Raw genomic sequence first — 22,178 nt, 5'->3', positions numbered from 1 at the left:
TCCCAAATATCTATTAATCTCTCATTATATAAGGATCTATCGGTCATACGGGCGTATTTTCCGAAAAGTGGGGGTGTGTGATGTGAGTTAAGGAGAGGTCAGGAGAGGGGGTGCTGACCTGTTACAATCTCTCATTCATACCAAACCAGGCAATTGCCATGGCATTCAGCGCTTTTTTTGAATGAATAACAGGATGAAGCTATCCAACCACAAGATCCTGGTAATTTCCATTGGTCCCGGATACGTACAGGACTGCCCTGCCGCCCTCAAGTGCAGGTTTTGGGAACTTCCGGATCTCAACCTCACCTTCAAGAACCGGCTCATTGTCACGGGTTTTAATCAGGTCGATCCCTGACGCAAGGAGTTCGTCAACACTCCGGCATCCGGTCATCATACGGGAACTGCCGCGGATGATGAACCTGCCATCGTCTCCAGAAGCTGCAAGCCCGACACCGGCAAGAGCACCTATGACACCCCCGTTTGTGCCTCCGAGCCCTTCAAGCATGATGCCGCTTGCTTGTGCATGATGATGTGCTGCTTCCTGTGTCAGAACAGTGTTCTTTGCGCTCATTCCAAATGCGACAACCGAAGCAGAAACAGTATCCGACGCTGCGATGCATATCCCCGGATCACTCCCAACGATAAAGTCAGAGAGCATCAGCTCACGGGCTCTCCTGAATATCTTCGCAATTGATCCATTTCCATTCCCATCAATATGAAGAACAGCGGAGCTGTTATGGGATGTATAGGGGATCTCATCATGAACATAGAGCTGGTGGCGTGTCACACCAAGGACTGTGTACTCAGATGAGAGTTCATCTGCAATAAAACGGGCAAGCCTTCCGGTTCCCCGCGATTCCTGTGTGTCTGTATCATCAATACCAAGATAGATGGTCACGATCCCTTCTCCTCGTTCATCTGTACCTGCATAATCATACGCCCACAGGCATGAATAATGTATTGTTGATTAAATACATTTAATAAGTTAAATTGACACAATGAACTTTTTCATGCTGGAATACCAATGCAACACTCACCTCTAAAGAATGGATCATAGCAAAATTCTATATATCATGAGAGTATATCAATTGATATACCAACTGAAATGAGGTGAATGGTATGAAGATCTATGTACGAGAACGCCAGAAGGTAGGCACCGGCGTGAAACAGCCACGCTTCAGGGTTGTTGCTGTTACAGCAGGTGCGGAGGAGAAAGGCCAGCTGAAGGTAGAGGGAACCCACTTCAGGAAGACCGAACTTGAACAGATTGCCGCTGATGCCGGTGCCGAGATCGTGTATCTCCAGGATATGCCTGAAGACCAGCACGGCAAGAAGAAATCAAAATAAGCCAGCAAACAGGCACTGTCTGCCATCTGAACTGAACCGCTCTTACGAAGAGAGCAGAAAAGTGAGAGCATTCAAATGAACGCAAATGAACACCACGAAATGCTTGATGCGGCCATACGGCTCATCCTTGATGAGGGCCGCATCACCATCAGTGTAACAGCGGATGAGATCTCAATCTCCCTACCCAGGACACGGCGCCTTGCCGAACACCTTGGCATTCCCCACTATTATGTCCTGCCGCACTTTGCCGCCATGGAGAAGGACGGGCTGATCCGGAGAGCTGAAAGGGTAGGGATATCAACCACCAGAAAAGGCACCGAAGTAATCGCTTCCAAACTTCTGGAGCGGTATCCGGAAGAATTATCCGGGAAATTCCCCAAAAAAATCATCGATCTCCTGAGAGAGACCGGATAATAGTCGGACCAAAATACCGGCCTCATCCATGTTCTTTATCAATGAACACTTCCTATCCCTCTTACCAGAAGAGTGAGGCGGGATGGATCAAGAACAATTGCCAAAAATAGTACCCGGCATCCGGTTCTCCCTTGGGGAACTTGCAGGATCAGTTGGCGATTATGGGACGATCTTTCCGATCATCCTTGGTGCTGGAATTGCCGCCGGGGTCAATGTCAGCTATGCATTCCTTGGAGTCGGGCTCTGGTTCATTATTACCGGGATCTATTACAAGTTCCCGATTCCGATCGAGCCTATGAAGGCAATAGGCGCCATTGCCATCGCTGAAGGTCTGAGTGCCGGAGAGATCGCCGCTTCAGGGATCATTATCGGTCTATTTCTTTTGATTCTTGGGTATCTGAAAGGAATGGAGTGGATCCAGAAAAATATCCCGGCAAGTGTGATCCGGGGAATTCAGGTCGGTCTGGCTCTTATCCTTCTCAGAACTTCCTTTGGTTTTATCATCGAAGATCCGTTATTTGCCGGACTGGCAATTTTGATCATCGTCGCCTTCTTCATTGCCAGGTATGTTAAACAGATCCCCGATATCTCCTCACTTCTTGTGATTGGAATCGGGCTTGGTACAGGCATATATATGACCGGCCTGCCTCCATTCCGCCTGATCCCTATCCCGGAGCTTATCATTCCAGCATCCGCTGACTGGCTCTTTGCAGCAGTACACCTTGCAATCCCGCAGATCCCACTCACTATCGGCAACGCGATCCTTGCCACATCGCTCCTCACACTTGACCTTTTCAGGCATGAGATCAAACCTGATCGGCTGGCAAAGACGATCGGAGTGATGAATCTGATATCAGCCCCGCTCGGTGGATTTCCGATGTGCCACGGGGCCGGGGGGCTCGCCGCTATGTTTCGGTTCGGTGCACGAACCGGAGGTGCTAACATCATCGCCGGACTCATCATCATAGGTTTTGCGATTGCGTTTGCCCCCCCTGAAGTGCTTACCCTTATCCCCTATGGCATCTTCGGAGGGCTTCTTGTCTTTGTTGCCCTTGAACTTGGAAAACATGGCATGAAGACCGACTCCTATCCGGTTACGATTATAATGGGAATTGTTGCTCTCATCGGCGGCATCACTCCTGCATTTCTGATCGGGATGATTCTGGCATACATCCTCAGGAAAAAGAACGAGAAGGCAGCTCTGCTGGTAGGATGAATCTTATATACCTTCCTGCTCTACTACTGCCATTGGGTGATGATACCTATGGGTCAGGATAAGGAGACAATTCGGAACATACTCAGGCACAGAAAAGAGATGCAGACACCGGAAGAGCGGTTTGAAAGGAGCAAGAAGATCTGCGCCCACCTGATGAAGATGATACAGCCAAATGAGACAGTGATGGTCTACACCTCAAAGGAGAAAGAGGTGAACACGGTCCCGCTCATCACGATGCTCCTTGCATACAAAAATCCGGTCATTGTCCCGATAATCCAGAAAGAGGATTACAGCCTTCGCCTATCTTATATTGAGAATATGGGCGTTCTAATCCCAAGCACCTTCGGAGTACCTGAACCGATTGGAAATGAGATCCCAGCAGACGGTGCTGATATCGATACGATCATACTCCCTATGCTCGGATTCGACCGACGGGGCGGGCGTATCGGCTATGGGGCAGGCTATTATGACCGCTTCCTTGAGAAGTATCCGTCGATGAGGAAGATAGGGATCGCATTTGCATGCCAGGAGATGGAAGCACTTCCGCTTGACCCGCATGACATTCCGATGGATGCGATCGTAACCGAGGACGGAATCATATTCAAGAGAGAGTGATCCCGGATGGAACGAAACGGGATCATCATACTCGATACCTTTGCAGAGGCATTCCCTGTCTGGATATCCAGGGTGATTGTAACAGCAGACACACATGATCTGGCATATGCAGCAGCAACAGAAGCAACAGGTTTTGCCACGTCAAAGATATATTGCCCCTGCGAAGCCGGGATAGAAGGCATCTGGAAAGATACCCCGGATGGCAGGCCCGGCGTCTCGATTCTCATATGTGCTGAGAAGAAGCAGATGCGAACGAACGTCTCGGATCGGATCTCCCAATGTATCCTCCCGGCGCCAACGGCTTCAGCCTATGACGGACTCCCCGATGCAGACGATCGCTTCTATACCCGGATGCATTACTTCGGGGACGGGTACGAGGAGCGGTGCACCATCGGCACCAGGCAATGCTGGCGGATACCGGTCATGGAAGGTGAGTATGTCGGAGAAGAGCGGTATGGTACCGTTAAAGGGATTGCGGGAGGCAACTTCCTCGTCATGGGGAGGGATCGCCACCAGACACTCGCCGCCGCACAGGCGGGAGTACAAGCAATTGATCCCATACCGGGTGTGATCACAAGTTTTGCAGGCGGCATTGTCGGTAGCGGATCAAAAGTCGGATGCAGGAATTACCGTTTTCCCATGCCCGCAAGCACAAATCATCTCCTCTGCCCGACGTTGAAAGGAAAAGTGGAGGGATCTGTGGTACCAGACAGTGTACGTACTATCTATGAAGTGGTGATCAACGGTATTGGAGAAGATGCGATCCGATCGGCGATGAGAGCCGGGATAGAGGCGGCAACTGCTCATGGCGGCATCCTCGCAATCGGTGCATCGAACTTTGAAGGCAGACTTGGACCGCACAGGTTCCGGCTGTATGATCTTTTTGAAGAGAAAGGAAGTGAACAATGATTGACACACGGACAATCCCGATAACCTATGCGACACTCGCATTTCTCTCACTTTTGATCGTATTTGTGATTGGAATTCAGATCACCTCGTATATCATCAACATCCTCCTCCTTTCGCTCGTCCTCACCATGCTCATCTACCCATGCGTCCGGTGGATGAAGCAGAAAGGCATTCCCGACCTTGCAGCAGTCGCAATCATCACTGGGGGAGCGGTGCTGATCATCATTGGACTGGTCCTCCTGATACTTGCGTCATTAGGTCAGCTTATTGCCGACATCCCATTTTTCCAGGCAGAGCTTCAGGAACGTCTTGCTGATATATTCACACTCTTTGACAGGCTCGGGATCGAGCGGACATCAGTCACCCATCCTACAATAAATCTCCAGTCAACTGCCATGATCATCTCCCAGTCAATGCTCGGGTTGAGTGAGGCTTTATTATATATCTTCTTCATTGCGATCACCACCTTCTTTGCCCTCCTTGAAGCACCAAAGATCCCTGCCCGTATCCGGAAGATTTATGGTAGCGCGGAGAACAAATCCCTCAGCCAGTTCGCCCGGATGAGCAGGTTCATGGTGGATTTTGTGGTTGTCAGAACCGAGACAAATATCGTCCATGGTGTTCTCTTCGGAGCCTTCCTCTATGTAATGGGGGTGCATTCCGCTATCCTCTGGGGAATTATGACTATCATTCTCGGCTACATCCCCTATATCGGCCTGATCATCGCTGCACTACCCGCGATCTTCTTTGCCTGGCTTCAGTTTGGTATCTGGGGGGCTGTTGCGGTGATCGTAGCCGTCATCCTCTTAAATATCGTTGTCGAGAACCCTGTCTATGCCCATCTCGCATCAAAGCGGTTTGAAATGCCCGCACTCGTTGTTATTATCTCGCTCATCTTCTGGAGCTGGACGCTGGGTGTCGTGGGACTGGTCTTTGCTGTGCCATTTACCCTCCTCATCATGATCGTACTCCAGTCAAATGATGAGACACGGTGGATCAATACGCTGGTTGGAGTGGATCAGATCTTCGAGGAGATTGCAGAGGGGCAGACCGGGGAGATACAAGAGCCCGGATAGCAAAGGAGAACAAGATAACCCGTTTCCCACCCCACCTTTTCCCGATAAGGGAAGCGGTTACTGCCTCTGGATAATACAATCCTTCAGGGAACGTTTTGGCACATGGTGGATGCCTTCAGATGTCCGCCAGTACCGTGTATCTCCATCTTCTGAAAGGGGCTCAAGCCTGATCTCCTCATCTGAATAGCCAAGTGCAATCACGAGGAGGATCGCATAGCCTTCCGGAACCGGTAGGATCAGTTTCAGCTCTTCCCGTTTAATGGACCCGAACATACACCCGGAGATCCCCTGTTCGGCCGCAGCCAGCAGAATCGTCTGGGCAGCGATCCCGAGATCGAGTGCAGGATCCGGGCTGCAGTTCTCCGGAGCCACGATAGTAATATAGGCCGGTGGTCGTTCTCCAACAGATGGTCCGTCCCAGTCCGGGAGATCGAGTGCCCAGAGGAGGGCATACCTGATCCGGGCTGTCTCCTCGGGATTAACCGAGATGATATATTTCAGGGGCTGGCGGTTCCGAGCAGAGGGGCAGAGCCGGGCGATTTCGATCAAGCCAACGATCAGATCCTCTGAGATGGTTTTATACTCTTTAAAACGCCGCGTACTTCTGCTCTTTCGTGTGAGAGTTTGTATACAGTTATCCATTACGATCATCCCTGCTATATGGAAATTCATCAGCAGGGTGGATGATAGTATTATGGTTCGCTCTGCCAATACGGCACTGCAAGGGATATGCCGAACACAAAACCAACTCAGGAACAGATTGTTCCCCGGTATCCGGATCTCCATGCAGAGGACATATTGCTGGATCGTGCAGATGCAGCCAATAAGATCCTGAGCGACTGCACACTCTGCCCACACCGTTGCCATGTTGACAGAACCGTTGGTGAAACCGGATTCTGCAGGACAGGCAGTGAGCTTATAGTATCGAGCTTTGCCCCCCACTTCGGTGAAGAAGCACCGCTTGTCGGGAGAAGAGGATCCGGGACAATCTTCTTCACCAACTGCAATCTCAGATGCATCTTCTGCCAGAACTATGAGATCAGCCAGTGCGGGAGAGGCTTCCAGGTACAGGCAGAAGATCTGGCAGAGATCATGCTCAGGCTCCAGGAGAGAGGGTGCCACAATATCAACCTGGTCTCCCCTTCCCACCAGGTGCCCGGGATTCTCAGGGCAATAGATATCGCAACAGGAAGAGGGCTTCGTATCCCGATCGTCTATAATACCGGAGGTTATGATTCAGTTGATACCCTGCGGCTGCTTGATGGGGTGATTGACATCTACATGCCGGATGTGAAGTATGGGAGCAACGGGATCGCTCATGCCCTTTCAGGTGCCCCGGACTATGTAAATCGGATGAAAGAAGCGCTTCATGAGATGCACCGGCAGGTCGGGGACCTCATAATACAGGACGGGGTCGCAGAAAGGGGGATGATTATCCGGCACCTGGTGATCCCAGGAGGCCTTGCCGGAACAGATGAGGTGATGCAGTTCATTGCAGAAGAGCTGTCGACCTCAAGTTACGTGAATATCATGCCGCAGTACCGTCCTGCATGGAAGGTATCAGAGATGACGATTGGGTTTGATGTTCTCAAGCGAAGGATCACAAAGGCAGAATTCGATGATGCAATCGCAATTGCACAGAGATATGGGCTTTTCAGAGATCTTGAATAGATTACTGCAGAATTCCTCGCAGTTAAAGGAAAATATTTATTATTATACTACCTACTATCTCCCCGATACCAATGAAAGCAAAACTGATCATACTAGCCCTCATGGCATCATCTGCCTGCTTCTTCTTTGCAGCCGGATGTGTCACTGAGGAGCCTCCGGCAGTAACGGAGGTGTCAGGGATTGGAACAATTCACTACTTTGATCTTGAAGGAGGGTTCTATGGAATCGTAAGCGATACAGGCGAACAGTACCTACCAGTGAACCTTGCAGAAGAGCTCAAAGTCGATGGAACAGCAGTCACATTTACAGGGGTGCCGGAAGATGATAGTGTCACAATGTACATGTGGGGCACCCCGATCCGGATCACTGAGATCCGGGTTGATCATGCCGAGCCTCCGATCTCGGGCACCGGGGTTATCACCCATATCGATCTTGAAGGTGGATTCTATGGGATCATATCCGGCGCAGGTACACGATATCTCCCGCTGAATCTGGCAGAAGAATTCAAAATAGACGGGCTCTCTGTCTCCTTCACAGCAACTCCTGAGGATGTCATGACGATCCAGCAGTGGGGACAGCCGGTTACGATCATATCAATCACCGAATCCAAATCTTCGATAGCCGGTATGGCTAATCCCGCTGCCGTTTTTGTCAAAGACCTTGGATATGACTATGAGATCAGATCCGGCCCAAACGGGGAGTATGGCGTTGCGATTCTCCCGAATGGTACCGAGATTGAGGAATGGGAACTCTACAGGCAATACCATAGCGGAGCCTGATTGATTGGAGCGGGACCTCCTGGGTCAGGGCTGCCTGGCGAACCGCTGCCACCTCCTTTTTTTACAATGAACCTGAGACAAACCAGCACCCAAATCCGATTAAAAAGATACCACATACACCGAGAACAAGCCTGTAGCCCTGATCCGAGAGGAAAAACCTGCCACGGTGTAGGCTTGCTGACACCAGTGTCAGCCACCCGATATCTGCTGCCCAGTGGCCAGCCATAAAAGCACCTCCTGCTAAGATACCCCCTTCAAGATAGCTCCAGAGAAGAGCGGCCCCAACGGTAAACCACCATATCCAGAAGTAAGGGTTTGCGACACTTGTGAGAAGGCCTGCTGCAACCGGCCTTTTTGCATCTATGGTATCATCTCCTTTCGGAAGAAGAGCCCCACGGGCCGAGGAGAGAGTCAGGATACCAAAGAGTACAAGGGCTATCCCACCAACAAGGCTGATTAGCCAGGTCGCAGATCCGATCAGGGTGCCAAGCCCTGCGATGATTAAGAGGATGATCCCAATCTCTGCTGCCATATGGCCGATGCTGACGAGGGGTCCGGCACGCCATCCCGATCTGACAGATGCATTGATGGTTGCTATCAGGGTGGGACCTGGCGCAAGCGCTCCAGTGAGACCAATTGCACCCCCGATGACTAAAATGGTGATGAGATCCAACATGCACGTATCCGTGTATATTCAATTGTCGGTATGCCTGATGAAAGGTGCAGTTAATTCGAAGTCGGTTGAATAAATCGTTAATTTTACGTATTTTCAAAATTAGACTGCAAATAAGTTCGCAGTCAAGATAAACTATAAGATATATACACTCCCTTGATAGTATGATTGCTATGCGCAAACACATACTTACACCACTGCTGGCACTGCTTCTTGTGTTCAGTTTAATCGTTTTGCCGGTATCTGCGGAAACCACCTCGAATGAACGGGTGATCAACACTCAGGGAACCGGAACAATTACTACAACCCCGGATCGCGTCGAGATCTCGGTTGCTGTTATGACTGAACATGCCGATGTGAGAGCTGCACAGCGGGAGAATGCTGTGAAGATGAACACTGTCATGAATGCTCTGAAGAACGCCGGGATTACCTCGGATGACATAAAGACCACGGGATACTCGATCTATCAGGTGACAAAAGACGGATCCAGTGTCTTCCCGACCGAAAGGCAGGCGCAGGTCTACCGGGTTACAAACACCCTTATGATCACCCTCAAAGACACGACAAAAGCAGGCGATATCATCGATATCGCAATTGAAAACGGGGCAAATAACGTCAATTACATCTCATTCACCCTCAGTGACGAGAAACAGGCAAGCTTCCGGGCAGAAGCGCTCAAAGAAGCGGTTGCACAATCCCGTAGCGACGCCGATGTGGTCGCTGCATCCCTTGGCCTCTCTGTCCGTGATGTGAAGGAGGTCACAATCGGCGGCGGTTATTATCCTACATCGGCAAGGTATGACTCAATGATGTATGCAGCAGGCATGGAGAAAGCCGCAACCCCGATTGAAGCAGGTGAGGTAACAGTCAGCGCCACCGTCTCTATCACCTACCTCTGCTGAAGAATCTGCATTCATCCCCTCTTTTCTGTTTTTTTAGCATTACCAGATCAGAATTTGAGAATACATATGCTTAATGGGGAATATTGACAATATTCCTCCTGCAGAGAATGAATGATATCATCTCGGGATAGTACAATGGAGCGAACAATAAGTTTTAAGGAACGCAGGTATATAGAAGAGCTCCGTATCCTCACCAAATCTACCGCAATCGACTGTATCATCGACGACCGCTTTGACCGCCTGATCTATATAATAACTCCAGGCGACATGGGCATTGCCATTGGGAAAAGCGGTGACAATATCAAAAAAATGCAGAAAGTTCTTGGAAAGCGGATTGAAATGGTCGAGTATGCAGAGGATCGCGAGCAGTTTCTCAGGAACATCTTCAAACCTGCGGAGGTAATACATGTCTTTTTCCCAACAGGTGAGACGGGCAGCATCAGGGTGACGGTCAGGAATAAGAGTGAGGTTGGGATCGCCATCGGAAAAGGTGGCTGCACCATCGAGAAGGCACGGATGATCGTGCGCCGCTTCTTTGGACTGGAGAGCGGAGATATCATCGTAGAGGAAGAGCATGGAGCCTGATATCTTCGATACCCTCTGGGAAGTCATTGAGCAACGGGCAGATGATACGAGCGGGAAGAAATCCTATGTCAGATCGCTCCTCTACCATCAGAAAGGAATAGACAAATCCCTTGAAAAAGTCGGTGAGGAGGCAGTTGAGTATATTCTTGCCGTAAAAGGGGGAGAAGCCGACCGAATCACCTCTGAAGCAGCGGATCTGATCTTCCACCTGATGGTGAGCTTAAAAAAAGCTGGTATAAGCTTTAATTCAGTGAAAGAGGAACTCATTGCCAGGAGAGCTGGAATGAACCTCCACGATTAATGTGTCATACCATATAGCCTGCAAAATCCCTGAGTTCGGGGAGCTGATCGCGGGCGACTGCTGATTCTCTCATCAGATTCAGATCCAGGAGAACGGGCGACTTCTGCCGGACAGCCAATGCAATCCCATCGCTTGGGCGGCAATCAATAGAGAGTTCGCCGGACTGCGTATCAAGAGACAATGCTGCATAGTATACACCATCGTCAATCGAGTCGACCCTGACCTCTCTTACGTGCGCTCCAAGAGAGAGGAGCGCATCACTGAAGAGATCATGTGTCATCGGCCGTGACGGACTTGGGCCATCGAGAGCATTATGTATGGAAACCGCCTCGTACAGGCCGATAAATATGGGAATATAGAGTTCATCCGGAGTTTTCAGCAGAACGACCGGGGCTGCACCCAAATCATGTATCACCAGGTAGACTCCGGCGACCTCACAGGTGATCAGCTCCATAATGGTTCATCAGGTATCTTCAAGATTATGAAGGTGTTGGTCATTATCTACTGATCCGACTTCCCTCCTGACGATCAGAATACTGGATACAACGCCGACAGCGATATTAAAGTAATAGAGGATGATACGCCAGAGTAGCACAAAGACGCCGATCACCGATGTGCTGATGAAGAGCCCATAGATCGAACTGATTGAGATCTCTGCCACACCTGCACCGCCGGGGGTTAGGGGAATCATCATGATGATCGCAATAATCAGCTGGGATACAAATGATTCCAGGAAATTCGGACCCTGCCCAAGACCTATCAAAAGGACAGAGGCGATTAAAAACTCGAGGAACCAGAAGAATCCGGTGAATATAAGCCCAAGGAAAAGACCAAGCTTACCCCTGCCGATGAACTTGCCGAGGCTGAAATGAAAGTTATCCACCTCACGATCGACTTTCTCCATGAACCGCTCAACTCTGGCCAACTCCCATTTCTTTGTCACAAAGCCAGAGATGGTTCTCATCAACCGCTTTAAGATAAGGGGATTCCGGACAGAGAAAGCAAAGAGAACAACACCGATCGTAACGACTGCCCAGGTGAGATAGATTACGGTAGTGACGACCCCAGGGATATTAACATCCTGCCAGGCGGTTCCAAGGAGGAAGAGGGTTATTGCTCCCCCCAGGCCGAAGATGATACCATCCAGCACCCGTTCCATGATCACTATAGCGGTTGCATCCCCAACCTTAACATTCGCACGATACAGTTCATGCACCCGTACTGGTTCACCACCTGCCTGGGAGGGAGTGATAGCAGCGAGAAAGAGATTGGCGAAGACAAGATTGATGCAATGAAACAGGCCGACATGGTACCCGAGTGAGTATGCCATGACCTTGATCCGGAGAGCCCAGCAGACAAGGGCCAAAACATGGATAGCAAGTGCCAGGATGATGATAGAGGGGCTGAGGTTTTTCAGGGCGGTGATCGTCGACTCGTCGAAGGTGAAGTAGAGCAACCCGATCAAAAAGAGCGTACTCAGACCAACTGAGATCCAGATCCATTTCTTATGTTCTTGATTCATTGCAGTTCCAATAGATCAGCTATTCTGTCATCAAAGGTTATCCTGTATGATTAAAACGTCTTCTGGAAATTATGCCGTGAAGAGATGCCGATCTCCTGTGATCCTGAAGAGTCCTGACCTCACACCCGCATCAAGCCAGCCATATGCATAACTATATGATCCAAGTGCTGATGCAGCATCACTCTGTATGTAAAACGCCTCTGCACTCCCTTTCCATTTTGCCACTACCTCCCGGATTAGACCACAATGAGGATAGAGGGGGCTGGATGCATCCGGTGCATCATCCACAGCCAAAAAGGCATCTGATAGCATCATCCGGTACCTTATTGTCTTCTCCTCAAGTTTTTCGATACAATCTGTTGGTATCGTGCCACGCAGATCGATCATATCCGGAAACGATGATGATGATGTGGTGATCAGTCCAAGATGTATACCAGCATCCAGCCATCCATATCCATAGCACCAGGCAGCCATTGCATTGACGGGATCATCCTTTTTGTAAAAGACAACACCATCCTCAAGATATGCAAAAGCCATCTCCAGAATCTGGTCACCAACCTCAAGGAAAGGGGATTTCGTATTCAATACCACAATTGCATCCTCAAGCGAATCCGTGAAGGATCGGCATAGATCGCCAAGAGATGATATCATGATATCGGATAATTCCCCGGCGTCAGATTAGCAAAACGCTCCAGGTACTCCCGCTCCATCATATGGAGTGCAGCTGGCACGATCAGGATATGGAGCGGCGGACCAAAATCAACGAACTTCAGATCGTCTGCAGATCCCGCATACACAATTGGATTCTTAGAACCAGCCCGTGCGATCCCAACATAGAGAGGGATTGTCACATCCAGTTTTAGGCAGATCTCCTCGATGATCCAAATCGCCTCAGGCACCCGCATATACCGTTCATTCTGGATATCCAGATAGACGAGAGTGTGGAGGTTCTGGGAGAGGTTGGCTGCGATCACCTCCACCGGGGTGGTGGGCATCCATCTGGCTTCCGGGTACGGGAGCGAGCACGATTTGCCAAAACGGTAATTCTGAAGGCCGGAGAGACCGCAAACCGCACTTGCAATCGAGGCGGCATGGACAATCTCAGTACGAATACCCCGCTCGGATGCACGGATTCTGAGATCCGCGTGAGTAGTCGATACCATCGTATCGCCGGCTGTAAGGAAGACAGCAGATCCGATCTCAGCGGCATCAAGAATGGGATCGGGGTGCTGTTCAACATCCTCGCGGGAGAGGAGACGGAGAGGTTTTCCATAGAGTGATTCAAGCGCTGGTATATCCGCACCCATCAGCCTTGAGGTGTAGGTTTCCAGAAAGACCGCATCAGCTTCACGGATGATAGAGAGGCCTTTTAATGATATATCGGTCTCATCAAAGAGTCCAAGTCCAATAAATGTCAGCATGGTTATCTAGTATTCAAAGCGGGTGATCTGATCGACCATAGAATCGATGACATCACGGCATTGTCTGCGTTCAAATGCGGAGATGAAGTAGACCGGCGTATCTGCCCTGACTTCGAGAGCAGCACGAATCTCCTCCTTTGTAACCGAATAGGCGAGATCTGCTTTGTTGGCAACAACTATGATCGGAACAACAGTATTTCCTTCCACAATTTTCTTCAGCTTCAATGCACGGGACATCAGATCAGGGCGGGTGACATCCACCATCAGGATGACGCCCATTGCATTGCGTGCAAGTTGTGGTATGATCGGATCGAACCGTTCCTGTCCGGGTGTTCCATAGATATTGATATCAAAGCCCTTGCTTGCCATATGCCCTATATCAAGGGCAACGGTTGTGGGCGTGCCAAGAAGGCCGAGCCGGTCAACCGACATCCCGCTCTCGGAGATGTTCTTGACAAATGTTGTTTTCCCGGAGTTTGAGGGGCCTGTGACAACAATCTTTGGGATATAGGGGACGATATGGCCTTCGGTAACAATATAGGGGAGGGAACGGGAGGGAAGCGGGAGCCAGGATACTGTGTGGACGGTGAAATAATTGAAGAATGAGACGACACCGGATCCGGACTGAAGGTTAATGACGAGATCAAAGGGCGTCTCCTTCAGAAGCTCCTGAAGCATCTCTTCACCATAGAGGTTGAAGAATTCAAATGCAACAGTAACCGGCTTTTCAGATTTAAGATCCGCAAAGAGAGATACAGCACCGGCAAATTCGAAGTAATCCGAGAGGAGATCGAGATATGCAACGACCACGTCAATCCCTTCATCTTTGATAATGCCCTTGATCCGATCCTGCCAGGCTGCCCTGCATGCTTCCCGATTTTGATGTGCGGCGGTGATCGCTTCGCAATCAGATTGATCGATGAAGCTGATCAGATCGAGATAACAGTCCAGATGGTAGTGGCTCTGAGAGGCAACATCGACAAAGTATGCATCTTTGCTGGTGAAAGGTGCTATCACCAGTGTTTTCTTCCCTGATACAACAGCCGTATGGAGCAGCGTGATCAGGAAATGCTGCCCATCAGCTTCAGGCTCGATCGCAAAGAGCATCCGGCTTCCATCCGGCACCCCGCCGTCAAGCAATCCGTCCAGCGCATCTATTCCAGTATAAATCATCCTTCCACCACCAGTTTCCCATTCAGATCAAATGAATACGGAAGCCATGGAGTCATCCGGCCCCCAAGTCCGACAACACGCATTTCAAAACTCTCTTTCCCCTCTCTCACCTCAACCACCCCGTTCATAAGCTGTTTAATAACAGATACAGTCCGGGCATCAAATGACTCGTTGTTTAAGGTATACAGCCCGATCCACTCGTTCTTCTTGATCTTTGCAGACATGACATGGACGAACTGGTACATCACCTCCAGTTTCCGGTACATGAGGAATGTTGAGAGCGAATTCACACAGAACCGAATCGGGGGCGGGAAGATGCCTGGTTTTGGATTCTTCAGGCTCTCATCTACGATTCCTGCAAACATTTTGCTCATCTTGATACTGATCCCGGTTAAGTCAACCGGGCTTGCAATAAACTTCATCCGGTCGGTATCAGGGACATTCGGCAGATCGCTTTTTGTAATCGCATCGATGATTGCAAGTGATCTCCTCTCGGTTCCGTTCAGTTTAAAGAAATTCAATATCTCAGATGCCCGTTCATCAGTGGAGAGGAGGACTGAATACTCACCTTCTGCCGGAAAGGTCAGATTGTATGCAATCCGCTCGGCACCTGAGAGCGGGGGTGCCAGAATAAGTACATTCGCACCCGATGTCAACCCGCCGAGCTGAGCGTCAAGTGCAGGGATACCGAACTGGTAGCTGTACATGGTATACTACGTGTTATGTCATTCCTATTTTTAACAATGCCCCCACAATGATACCGAGGGCGACTGTGTACAACGACACCAGTATCGCCCATTTTTTCCCTATCTCCCGTATTAATACAGCAATTGTCGATATACAGGGGATAAAGAGGACACAGACGACAGCGAATATATATAGCTGAAGATTTGAGAGGACAGATCCAAGATCGGCAGTCCCCGCAAGAACGGCCAGCGTCTCAAATGCCATCTCTTTTCTGAGGATTCCGAAGAGAAGAGCAGTAGCGGCAAATCCCGGAAGTCCGAGAACACTCTCTGAATAGGGGGTGATAATATCCTGGAATGCTGAGACAAGTCCGATATATTCAAAGATCCCAAGGAAGACACTGGATATGAGGAGGAGCGGCATCGCAATGAATAGAAACTCCGATAGCCGCATCCATGCCTTCTTTACAACCATATCGGGTCGGGGAACCCGGAGTGCCGACATCTCGAGGATCATCCCGAACTGCTGGCCGGGCGTCACTTTTGAGAGTACTATCCCGGTTGCAAAAACGAGGAGGAAGACGATTGCATAGACGGAGAATGCAGCGGCAAGGCCGATGAAAGAGGCGACGATCCCTGATATGACAACAGTTCTGGCAGAACAGGGGATCATCGTCACGAGGATCGAGGCGATGATCCGCTCTCTCCTTGTGGCGAGGAGGCGGACGCTCATCAGTGCCGGGACACTGCATCCAAACCCAAGGACCATCGGGATGATCCCCTGCCCATGCATCCCGAACCGATGCATCGAGCGATCTGCGAGGAATGCTGCACGGGTGAGATACCCGGAGTCCTCGATGATTGAGATGACCAGGTAAAAGATGAAGACATAGGGAAACGCAATCCCCATGCCTGCCTGAATAGCAATGATGAGAGAGAGGCCAACAGCCGATGCAAGTCCGGGGAGATCAAGGGCGAGGAAGGGCTCGATTGCATAGGTGTCGATGAGTGTGACGATCAGCTCCTCAAAAAAAGCGCCTGCGGTGAAGACGAGGAGAAGGATACCGATGATAATGGCTATCAGGATAGGGATACCAGGAAAGCTCCGCGTCAGAATGGTATCAAGATCAAATCTCGGAGGACGGGAGTGCAGCTCGGTTACCTCCTCTGCAAGCGCACGGGAGAAGTTGTGCCGGTTGGTTGCAATGATCTGGTGCGGCGTCATATTATGACGTTTTTCGATCTCAGATCCAAGCCCCTGTGCTGAATCAGCCAGATCATCAGATCCCTCCGGCCGTACGAGGGCCTGAAGAGAGGAGCTTCTCTCGATACCATAAATCTTGGAAAGGCTCCGCGCTGCTGCCTCGACATGATGATCGTAGGGAACAGATATGGATGGAATTGCGGGGTTTGCCCGTGCTGCATCGATGATCGCCTCCATGTTCTTTCCCTCAGAGGCAACCGTCGGGATAACAGGTGATCCAATCCTCTCAGAGAGGAGATCGTAATTGATCTCTATCCCGAACTTCTCAGCCTCATCGACCATATTCAGGACGACGACCATCGGGATTTTATATTCTGCAACCTGGAGGAGGAGATAGAGGTTCCGTTCAAGGTGAGTGGCATCCAAAACGGCGATGAGGATATCCACCTCCTTCCGATTCAGAATTCCTCTGACAAGCGTCTCCTCTTCGGATTCCCCTTCAAGGGAGTAGATGCCGGGGAGATCGACAAGCTCAATTATCTCACGCTGGAAACAGACATTTCCACGCATCAGATCGACAGTGGTTCCGGGGTAATTGCTGACTTCGACACCAAGCCCTGTTAAGTGATTAAAGATGAGTGATTTTCCCACACTCGGGTTTCCGATGAGCGCGCAGGATAGGCGTCCGGTCATATTCTTCTCCGGGCATTGATCTCGGATGCTATCTCCGGGGAGAGTGCAATATCGCATCCTTTCACCGAGATGACGACTGCTTCATTATGGAGCTTTCTCCTGATAATGATCGGTTCGCCTTCGATGACACCGAGATCAATCAGCCTACGGTGGCGGCCCGGGCAGCGGACGAAGGTGACGATCAGGGTTTCACCTTCCGAAAAGTTGATCAAAGGGGCAGATTCAGAATAGTGGGCGCAATGGCGCCTGCCATGCCCCCGGCACTGCCTGTCCGGGGATTGCATGAATGAATCAAGGGCATCGATTGTCTCCTCTGAAATATCGTGTTCAAGGAGGCATGCCTCCCGGGACGCAGCCTCTGCTTCAAGCCCGAGTTTTTCAGTGAGGAAACATGCGAGGACGGCATGCCTTCGTGCGATCACCTCAGCAGTTTTCCTTCCTTCTTTTGTGAGCGTCCACAGTGAGGGAGAGTTGGATGAGATAAGACCTGAATCCCTGCATCGCTCAAGTGCAGGTAAGATCGTTTCTACAGGAAGAGAGAGGCGGGAAGCGATCTTCTCCAGCGTAGGTGTATCGCCATCCTTCTGAATCGCCAGAATATCTTCAAGAATATCTTCCTCAAGAGAGGTCTGCATATACAGAGTATCTGAGTGACAAATGATATACTATGCCATATGGATAAAATGCGTGCATCTATAAGGAGCCGGATACAATTACCCGATTATGGGAAGCGGGGTGAACGCAGAGGTTGCAGGGGTGCTTCTCAGGATAGCCGATCTTCTTCTTGTACTCGGTGAAAATCCATTCAAAATCCGTGCATATCAGCGCGCAGCAGAGGCTGTGCGGCGGAGTCCGTATGTGGTTGCGGGGATGAGCCGCTCTGAACTGATGGAACTGGATGGCATCGGGAAGGGGACATCCGAGGCCATTCTGGCAATCGCCGAGACCGGGACCTGCTCAGAGCTTGAATCACTGATGGAGAAGGTACCGGCTGACCTGCCGGAGCTGCTTGAGCTGGATGGTGTCGGGCCAAAGACGGTGCAGAAGCTCTGGAGCCACCTGAATATCACGTCGCTTGCAGAGCTCGAAGCAGCAGCCCGGGGACGGCGGATCCGGGGGCTGCGGGGGTTTGGTGAGAAGAAGGAGGAGGAGATACTCAGGGCAGTCAGGATCTATAAGAACAGATCCGGCAGGATGCTCATCTCGGAGGCAGAGGAGATTGCCGGGGAGGTTGCCGCCACACTTGTTCCGGGGACTTTTTCGTATGCAGGGTCACTCAGGCGGGGAAGGAGCACGGTCGGTGATATCGATATTGTGACGACCGAGCCTGCGCAATCGGTCAATCCAAGGATCAGGGAGATTGCAACTGAGATGATCGACGAGGGGATGAAGAAGACCTCATTCTTCTATCGCGGGAAGAGGATCGATATCCGGTTTGCAGATAACAATGAGTTTGGGGCGACGCTTCTGTACCTCACCGGATCAAAGGAGTTCAATATCAAGCTCCGTGAACGGGCAATCTCACGCGGGATGCAGCTGAATGAATACGGACTCCTGAATAAACAGAACGGCGAGATAACCCGATGCGCAACCGAGGATGAGGTCTTTTCGCTTCTTGGCCTCCATTTTATTCCCCCTGAGCTCCGGGAGGATCGTGGCGAGGTTGCTGCCGCAGAAGCCGGAACGCTGCCACAGCTGGTTGAGCTATCAGATATCAAGGGGGATCTCCATGCCCACACAACCGGATCAGATGGATCGCTCTCGGTTGATGAGCTGGCGGCAACCGCAGATGCGCTTGGATATGACTATATCCTCTGTTCTGACCATTCCGCCTCACTCGGGGTTGCACGGGGCCTCACACCTGAGGGGCTTTTCGAACAGGCACATGAGATCGAGATCGCAAACCGAAACCATGAATGTCAGACAATCGCCGGTATCGAGGTGGATATCATGACCGACGGGAGTCTCGGGCTGCCTGATTCTGTACTCGCCGATCTCGATCTCGTCATCGCCTCGGTTCATTCCTCGCTTCACCAGGAAGGCGATCAGATCACAAGAAGGGTGATAACAGCAATAGAAAACGAGCATGTCGATATCATCGGCCACCCGACCGGGCGGCTGATCGGCAGAAGGGAGCCGTCTGCAATTGATATTCCACGGATTCTTGAGGCAGCACGAGAGGCAGGGGTGGCAGTTGAACTGAATGCTTCACCATACCGGCTCGACCTTGATGATATTTATTTGAAGACGGCAAAAGAACTAGGAGTGAAGATTGCAATCGGGACCGACTCCCATGGGCCGGGAGATTTTGCCGCGATGAGATATGGCGTAACGACAGCCCGGCGTGGCTGGTGCGGAGCCCGCGATATTCTGAATACCTATTCACTATCTAAACTGCTGGATTTCTTCCGATGATACACAAGCTCTATGAATACCTGCTTTTGCGGGAGATCTCAAACCCTCCCCGCGAGATCTGTTTTATGCTCACGATCTCTGATCTCCGTTCCGCACCTGAGAGGATCAACGATGTCGTACGGTGGGCAGAGGATGTGCCGGGGATCGGGATGCTGACATTCCATATTGATACCGATGATCTCTCCTGCGTGAGCCCGTTTATTGACGAATTGAAAGAGGTCTCCCGGCATGCCCATCTCGAGCTGCATCTGGGGGATGAAATTGTTAAGACAGGGAAAGGGCTTTCTGTGCTGATCGTTGTTGGAAGAAGCGGCCGGGAGGAGATCACAGAGAGCATTCAAAAGATTGCTGAAGAGGGAGTTGATGCTTGTGATCTTACAGAAGAGATGATTGAGTCGCATCTTACCTTCAGGTCAGCACCCGATCTGATCATCAAGACCGGGGGGAGTTACCTCACTGATTTTCTCATCTGGCAATCGGTCTATTCCGAGCTCTTCTTCCTTGATGTAAACTGGGAGTTCTTCAGAAAGACCGATCTGCTCCGTGCGATTCGGGACTTCCAGTCACGGGCACGACGGTTTGGGGCCTGATCTCCTTCTCTGATCATAGACCCGGATCGCCCTCAGCAGATCAATTTTCCGGAACTGCGGCCAGTATGGTGCGCAGAAGTACACTGAGGATTCGTTCCCGTTTGCGAGCCATGGAAGGAAGTTCGAGGTCCGATATTCGTTCCCGGTTCGAATAATCAGGTCAACCGGCGGGAGGCCAAGGCCGCCGTAGAGGTTCTCCTCGACCATAGCCGGGGTGATTTCGTCGGGCCTGAGGGTGCCGGCTTTAACTCTGGCGATGAGGCGGCGGGCGGCATGGACGATCTCGTTCCTCCCCCCGTAGGCGATGGCGACATTGAGGTAGTGGTTGCTGTACTGTTTTGTTGCTTCTTCTGCTTCTTCAACACAGGTAAGGACATCTTCAGGAAGAAGGGTCTTGTCGCCTACCATCCTGACACGGATCTTGTTTCTGTGTACCCGCTCGTCTGTTAAGACTTTAAGGAACCGATCTTTGAAGAGATCGAAGAGTTCTTTAAGCTCTTCATCGCTCCGCCGGAAGTTTTCAGTCGAGAAGGCATAGAGGGTAATGTGCTTGATCCCAAACTCCCGCGCCCATTCGAGCATCGTCTCGGTGGTGTTGGCACCCTGCCGGTGCCCGAACCCCGTCTTCTGCCCCATCTCTTTTGCATACCGCCGGTTGCCATCCTGGATGATGGCGATATGGGTCGGGATATGGGTGATGGTCGATCTGAGGATCTGGATATACAGGGGTTCAAGGAGAGACCTGAGTGTCATAGCGGTTCTACCTCCACGATCATGCCGTTATTTGGGTACCGTTCGATGATCTCAAGTTCAAGGCCAGGTTTTCCTTTCAGATCATCAAGGAGCCACCATTCGCACTCGACGCTGCCATCCGGCTGGATCTCAAAGCTCCCTTCTTCGAATGTGACGAGGAGATCACTGAGATCGGTAGTGGATCTGATCCTGCCATAGACGATGGTGCCGTCATCGGTGATCTCATCGAAGTTACGGGCAGTCATGGTGGCAATTCTGATCAGCCGCTCCCGCAGCTGGACTGCATCCTTGAAGCCTGAAGAACAGAAATGCACCTTCGGATCATCGGTGATCTCTTCAGCCCATTGCTTTGCCCCTTTAATTGCGTTATAGAGCCCTTCTGCCGGTTCCATGCCGCGCCTCCGCATCTCGTCTGCACAGGTCTCGCCCCACTCGAGTTCGTTGATGTTGAAGAAGTCGAGGAGCGGAAGCATCGGCCTGAGGTTCCCGATCCCGGGGAGGGAGGGCACCTCGATCCCGATGTCAAAGCCCATCTCTTTTGCACGCCGTGCGGATTGCGGATATTCTGTCTCCATAATGTGATCCCATACTTCATACGGCGGATGCATCCGGATCTCGTCAACGAGCCCTTGAAGTGCGGCTAAATCTGCCACTGTCGGGGCCCGGCCGGTGTAGAGATGGATCTGGTGTTTGCTGCCGAAGTGATCTTTTAACAGCTTGCAGTAGCGAGCCGTCCGGTCAATGACGAGGAGGGGCTCGCCGCCGGTGACGCCTGTTCCAAGGGCATCCATCGCCTCTGCCTCGGCGATGAGGTCGGCATCGGAATGAACGGGCTTTTCATTTGCGAAGACGACATCGAGATCCTTCCGCTCGACCGATAGCGGGCAGTACCAGCAGGTGCGGTCACAGAGGCCGGTGACGAAGAGGACGAGCTTTGCGCCCTGGTAGCAGAGGATGCAGCCGTCGCTTAAGTTGTCCGGCCGAAGGTTTTCGGCCCGCTCCATGAGGCCGGATACCAGTTCATCATAGTCCATAGGGTCGCCTCGCCGGGGTTGTGTTTTGTATCTGTGTTGAGATGTGAGTGGGAAGTGTCATTTGGATCTCTGCTTCTCTATTGGTTATGGGAGAGTAAAACTGTATGCGGCGCAGCTGCGGCGGAGTTGCGAAAGGGTGATTGCGGGGGATTCATAGAGGTTTCCGGAGGAGTAGCTTTTTAATTGTAACGATGCTATT

General features: G+C 51.1%; 26 protein-coding genes. 13 read left to right on the top strand and 13 right to left on the bottom strand.

Annotated features, from left to right (window positions below):
* Positions 1-199: 199 nt before the first annotated feature.
* Positions 200-898, bottom strand: coding sequence for an ABC transporter substrate-binding protein (locus FTO68_RS07880; protein ID WP_255332842.1), 699 nt, complete (start codon positions 896-898; stop codon positions 200-202).
* A gap of 221 nt (positions 899-1,119) precedes the next feature.
* Here FTO68_RS07880 and FTO68_RS07875 point away from each other — a divergent pair, with 221 nt between their 5' ends.
* The 6 genes from FTO68_RS07875 (at position 1,120) to FTO68_RS07850 (ending at position 5,577) form a co-directional block, all read left to right on the top strand.
* Complete coding sequence (locus FTO68_RS07875) at positions 1,120-1,347, top strand: hypothetical protein (RefSeq protein ID WP_255332841.1); 228 nt, start codon at positions 1,120-1,122, stop codon at positions 1,345-1,347.
* Positions 1,348-1,422: 75 nt separating this feature from the next.
* Positions 1,423-1,761 carry a hypothetical protein gene (locus tag FTO68_RS07870; protein WP_255332840.1) on the top strand — a complete coding sequence of 113 codons (339 nt, stop codon included), beginning with the start codon at positions 1,423-1,425 and terminating at the stop codon, positions 1,759-1,761.
* 82 nt (positions 1,762-1,843) lie between these two features.
* Positions 1,844-2,977: a putative sulfate/molybdate transporter gene (locus tag FTO68_RS07865; RefSeq protein ID WP_255332839.1), complete on the top strand. Its 1,134-nt coding sequence runs from the start codon at positions 1,844-1,846 to the stop codon at positions 2,975-2,977.
* 48 nt (positions 2,978-3,025) lie between these two features.
* On the top strand, positions 3,026-3,592 hold the full coding sequence (locus tag FTO68_RS07860) for a 5-formyltetrahydrofolate cyclo-ligase (protein WP_255332838.1): 567 nt from the start codon (positions 3,026-3,028) through the stop codon (positions 3,590-3,592).
* Positions 3,593-3,598: 6 nt separating this feature from the next.
* Complete coding sequence (gene fhcD, locus FTO68_RS07855) at positions 3,599-4,501, top strand: formylmethanofuran--tetrahydromethanopterin N-formyltransferase (RefSeq protein WP_255332837.1); 903 nt, start codon at positions 3,599-3,601, stop codon at positions 4,499-4,501.
* Positions 4,498-5,577 carry an AI-2E family transporter gene (locus FTO68_RS07850; protein WP_255332836.1) on the top strand — a complete coding sequence of 360 codons (1,080 nt, stop codon included), beginning with the start codon at positions 4,498-4,500 and terminating at the stop codon, positions 5,575-5,577. Before fhcD ends, FTO68_RS07850 begins: the two co-directional genes overlap by 4 nt.
* Before the next feature lie 57 nt (positions 5,578-5,634).
* Here the strand turns inward: FTO68_RS07850 and FTO68_RS07845 are convergent, their stop codons facing one another.
* Positions 5,635-6,219 carry a nitroreductase family protein gene (locus FTO68_RS07845; RefSeq protein WP_255332835.1) on the bottom strand — a complete coding sequence of 195 codons (585 nt, stop codon included), beginning with the start codon at positions 6,217-6,219 and terminating at the stop codon, positions 5,635-5,637.
* Positions 6,220-6,306: 87 nt separating this feature from the next.
* Between FTO68_RS07845 and FTO68_RS07840 the strand changes: the two genes are divergently transcribed.
* The gene (locus FTO68_RS07840) at positions 6,307-7,248 is read left to right on the top strand and encodes a radical SAM protein (protein WP_255332834.1); all 942 of its coding nucleotides are present in this window, start codon (positions 6,307-6,309) and stop codon (positions 7,246-7,248) included.
* Between the two features lie 71 nt (positions 7,249-7,319).
* Complete coding sequence (locus tag FTO68_RS07835; RefSeq protein WP_255332833.1) at positions 7,320-8,027, top strand: putative hemolysin; 708 nt, start codon at positions 7,320-7,322, stop codon at positions 8,025-8,027.
* Between the two features lie 61 nt (positions 8,028-8,088).
* Here the strand turns inward: FTO68_RS07835 and FTO68_RS07830 are convergent, their stop codons facing one another.
* Positions 8,089-8,703, bottom strand: coding sequence for a LysE family transporter (locus tag FTO68_RS07830; protein WP_255332832.1), 615 nt, complete (start codon positions 8,701-8,703; stop codon positions 8,089-8,091).
* Between the two features lie 170 nt (positions 8,704-8,873).
* Between FTO68_RS07830 and FTO68_RS07825 the strand changes: the two genes are divergently transcribed.
* The 3 genes from FTO68_RS07825 to hisE all read left to right on the top strand — a co-directional run bounded on the left by FTO68_RS07825 (position 8,874) and on the right by hisE (position 10,488).
* Complete coding sequence (locus FTO68_RS07825; protein ID WP_255332831.1) at positions 8,874-9,602, top strand: SIMPL domain-containing protein; 729 nt, start codon at positions 8,874-8,876, stop codon at positions 9,600-9,602.
* 135 nt (positions 9,603-9,737) lie between these two features.
* On the top strand, positions 9,738-10,187 hold the full coding sequence (locus tag FTO68_RS07820; RefSeq protein WP_255332830.1) for a NusA-like transcription termination signal-binding factor: 450 nt from the start codon (positions 9,738-9,740) through the stop codon (positions 10,185-10,187).
* Positions 10,177-10,488 carry a phosphoribosyl-ATP diphosphatase gene (gene hisE / locus FTO68_RS07815; RefSeq protein WP_255332829.1) on the top strand — a complete coding sequence of 104 codons (312 nt, stop codon included), beginning with the start codon at positions 10,177-10,179 and terminating at the stop codon, positions 10,486-10,488. The genes FTO68_RS07820 and hisE overlap by 11 nt, the downstream gene beginning before the upstream one ends.
* Positions 10,489-10,492: 4 nt before the next feature.
* On the opposite strand, the gene FTO68_RS07810 is transcribed toward hisE, so the two are convergent.
* The 8 genes from FTO68_RS07810 to FTO68_RS07775 form a co-directional block, all read right to left on the bottom strand.
* Positions 10,493-10,942: a bifunctional nuclease family protein gene (locus tag FTO68_RS07810; RefSeq protein WP_255332828.1), complete on the bottom strand. Its 450-nt coding sequence runs from the start codon at positions 10,940-10,942 to the stop codon at positions 10,493-10,495.
* Between the two features lie 9 nt (positions 10,943-10,951).
* On the bottom strand, positions 10,952-12,010 hold the full coding sequence (locus tag FTO68_RS07805) for a lysylphosphatidylglycerol synthase transmembrane domain-containing protein (RefSeq protein ID WP_255332827.1): 1,059 nt from the start codon (positions 12,008-12,010) through the stop codon (positions 10,952-10,954).
* Positions 12,011-12,079: 69 nt separating this feature from the next.
* A complete protein-coding gene (locus FTO68_RS07800) occupies positions 12,080-12,661 on the bottom strand; it encodes a DUF357 domain-containing protein (protein WP_255332826.1) in 582 nt (193 codons plus the stop codon).
* Positions 12,658-13,431 carry a diphthine synthase gene (gene dph5 / locus FTO68_RS07795; RefSeq protein WP_255332825.1) on the bottom strand — a complete coding sequence of 258 codons (774 nt, stop codon included), beginning with the start codon at positions 13,429-13,431 and terminating at the stop codon, positions 12,658-12,660. The genes FTO68_RS07800 and dph5 overlap by 4 nt, the downstream gene beginning before the upstream one ends.
* Before the next feature lie 6 nt (positions 13,432-13,437).
* Positions 13,438-14,604 carry a GTP-binding protein gene (locus FTO68_RS07790; protein WP_255332824.1) on the bottom strand — a complete coding sequence of 389 codons (1,167 nt, stop codon included), beginning with the start codon at positions 14,602-14,604 and terminating at the stop codon, positions 13,438-13,440.
* Positions 14,601-15,311, bottom strand: coding sequence for an RAD55 family ATPase (locus FTO68_RS07785; RefSeq protein WP_255332823.1), 711 nt, complete (start codon positions 15,309-15,311; stop codon positions 14,601-14,603). The genes FTO68_RS07790 and FTO68_RS07785 overlap by 4 nt, the downstream gene beginning before the upstream one ends.
* A gap of 13 nt (positions 15,312-15,324) precedes the next feature.
* Complete coding sequence (feoB, locus tag FTO68_RS07780; protein WP_255332822.1) at positions 15,325-17,187, bottom strand: ferrous iron transport protein B; 1,863 nt, start codon at positions 17,185-17,187, stop codon at positions 15,325-15,327.
* Entirely contained in the window at positions 17,184-17,822 is a 639-nt protein-coding gene (locus tag FTO68_RS07775; RefSeq protein WP_255332821.1) for a metal-dependent transcriptional regulator, read from the bottom strand. The genes feoB and FTO68_RS07775 overlap by 4 nt, the downstream gene beginning before the upstream one ends.
* An 88-nt stretch (positions 17,823-17,910) precedes the next feature.
* On the opposite strand from FTO68_RS07775, the gene polX reads away from it, so the two are divergent.
* Together polX and FTO68_RS07765 are read left to right on the top strand one after the other, a co-directional pair.
* Positions 17,911-19,602: a DNA polymerase/3'-5' exonuclease PolX gene (gene polX / locus FTO68_RS07770; RefSeq protein WP_255332820.1), complete on the top strand. Its 1,692-nt coding sequence runs from the start codon at positions 17,911-17,913 to the stop codon at positions 19,600-19,602.
* Positions 19,599-20,192, top strand: a complete 594-nt coding sequence (locus FTO68_RS07765; protein ID WP_255332819.1) for an undecaprenyl diphosphate synthase family protein — start codon at positions 19,599-19,601, stop codon at positions 20,190-20,192. Before polX ends, FTO68_RS07765 begins: the two co-directional genes overlap by 4 nt.
* On the opposite strand, the gene uppS is transcribed toward FTO68_RS07765, so the two are convergent.
* Both uppS and FTO68_RS07755 read right to left on the bottom strand, forming a co-directional pair.
* The gene (gene uppS / locus FTO68_RS07760) at positions 20,166-20,945 is read right to left on the bottom strand and encodes a polyprenyl diphosphate synthase (protein ID WP_255332818.1); all 780 of its coding nucleotides are present in this window, start codon (positions 20,943-20,945) and stop codon (positions 20,166-20,168) included. The two genes, FTO68_RS07765 and uppS, sit on opposite strands and share 27 nt — an antisense overlap.
* Positions 20,942-21,979, bottom strand: coding sequence for a radical SAM protein (locus FTO68_RS07755; protein ID WP_368659888.1), 1,038 nt, complete (start codon positions 21,977-21,979; stop codon positions 20,942-20,944). The genes uppS and FTO68_RS07755 overlap by 4 nt, the downstream gene beginning before the upstream one ends.
* Between the last annotated feature and the right edge of the window lie 199 nt (positions 21,980-22,178).

This window comes from Methanocalculus taiwanensis, assembly GCF_024372745.1.
In the GTDB taxonomy this organism is placed as follows: Archaea; Halobacteriota; Methanomicrobia; order Methanomicrobiales; family Methanocorpusculaceae; genus Methanocalculus; species Methanocalculus taiwanensis.
The sequence above is the reverse complement of the archived record's forward strand: the minus strand, read 5'-3'. Positions and strand labels throughout refer to the sequence as shown.

What these genes read in the sequence shown, in the direction of transcription:
- FTO68_RS07820 (WP_255332830.1), top strand. Translation starts at nt 9,738, where the DNA reads ATGGAGCGAACAATAAGTTTTAAGGAACGCAGGTATATAGAAGAGCTC.
- FTO68_RS07825 (WP_255332831.1), top strand. Translation starts at nt 8,874, where the DNA reads ATGCGCAAACACATACTTACACCACTGCTGGCACTGCTTCTTGTGTTC.
- FTO68_RS07785 (WP_255332823.1), bottom strand. Translation starts at nt 15,311, where the DNA reads ATGTACAGCTACCAGTTCGGTATCCCTGCACTTGACGCTCAGCTCGGC.
- FTO68_RS07860 (WP_255332838.1), top strand. Translation starts at nt 3,026, where the DNA reads ATGGGTCAGGATAAGGAGACAATTCGGAACATACTCAGGCACAGAAAA.
- FTO68_RS07805 (WP_255332827.1), bottom strand. Translation starts at nt 12,010, where the DNA reads ATGAATCAAGAACATAAGAAATGGATCTGGATCTCAGTTGGTCTGAGT.
- FTO68_RS07850 (WP_255332836.1), top strand. Translation starts at nt 4,498, where the DNA reads ATGATTGACACACGGACAATCCCGATAACCTATGCGACACTCGCATTT.
- dph5 (WP_255332825.1), bottom strand. Translation starts at nt 13,431, where the DNA reads ATGCTGACATTTATTGGACTTGGACTCTTTGATGAGACCGATATATCA.
- fhcD (WP_255332837.1), top strand. Translation starts at nt 3,599, where the DNA reads ATGGAACGAAACGGGATCATCATACTCGATACCTTTGCAGAGGCATTC.
- FTO68_RS07800 (WP_255332826.1), bottom strand. Translation starts at nt 12,661, where the DNA reads ATGATATCATCTCTTGGCGATCTATGCCGATCCTTCACGGATTCGCTT.
- hisE (WP_255332829.1), top strand. Translation starts at nt 10,177, where the DNA reads ATGGAGCCTGATATCTTCGATACCCTCTGGGAAGTCATTGAGCAACGG.
- FTO68_RS07830 (WP_255332832.1), bottom strand. Translation starts at nt 8,703, where the DNA reads ATGTTGGATCTCATCACCATTTTAGTCATCGGGGGTGCAATTGGTCTC.
- FTO68_RS07870 (WP_255332840.1), top strand. Translation starts at nt 1,423, where the DNA reads ATGAACGCAAATGAACACCACGAAATGCTTGATGCGGCCATACGGCTC.
- uppS (WP_255332818.1), bottom strand. Translation starts at nt 20,945, where the DNA reads ATGACACTCAGGTCTCTCCTTGAACCCCTGTATATCCAGATCCTCAGA.
- FTO68_RS07865 (WP_255332839.1), top strand. Translation starts at nt 1,844, where the DNA reads ATGGATCAAGAACAATTGCCAAAAATAGTACCCGGCATCCGGTTCTCC.
- FTO68_RS07835 (WP_255332833.1), top strand. Translation starts at nt 7,320, where the DNA reads ATGAAAGCAAAACTGATCATACTAGCCCTCATGGCATCATCTGCCTGC.
- FTO68_RS07790 (WP_255332824.1), bottom strand. Translation starts at nt 14,604, where the DNA reads ATGATTTATACTGGAATAGATGCGCTGGACGGATTGCTTGACGGCGGG.
- FTO68_RS07875 (WP_255332841.1), top strand. Translation starts at nt 1,120, where the DNA reads ATGAAGATCTATGTACGAGAACGCCAGAAGGTAGGCACCGGCGTGAAA.
- FTO68_RS07765 (WP_255332819.1), top strand. Translation starts at nt 19,599, where the DNA reads ATGATACACAAGCTCTATGAATACCTGCTTTTGCGGGAGATCTCAAAC.
- FTO68_RS07840 (WP_255332834.1), top strand. Translation starts at nt 6,307, where the DNA reads ATGCCGAACACAAAACCAACTCAGGAACAGATTGTTCCCCGGTATCCG.
- FTO68_RS07775 (WP_255332821.1), bottom strand. Translation starts at nt 17,822, where the DNA reads ATGCAGACCTCTCTTGAGGAAGATATTCTTGAAGATATTCTGGCGATT.
- polX (WP_255332820.1), top strand. Translation starts at nt 17,911, where the DNA reads ATGGGAAGCGGGGTGAACGCAGAGGTTGCAGGGGTGCTTCTCAGGATA.
- FTO68_RS07845 (WP_255332835.1), bottom strand. Translation starts at nt 6,219, where the DNA reads ATGGATAACTGTATACAAACTCTCACACGAAAGAGCAGAAGTACGCGG.
- FTO68_RS07755 (WP_368659888.1), bottom strand. Translation starts at nt 21,979, where the DNA reads ATGGACTATGATGAACTGGTATCCGGCCTCATGGAGCGGGCCGAAAAC.
- feoB (WP_255332822.1), bottom strand. Translation starts at nt 17,187, where the DNA reads ATGACCGGACGCCTATCCTGCGCGCTCATCGGAAACCCGAGTGTGGGA.
- FTO68_RS07810 (WP_255332828.1), bottom strand. Translation starts at nt 10,942, where the DNA reads ATGGAGCTGATCACCTGTGAGGTCGCCGGAGTCTACCTGGTGATACAT.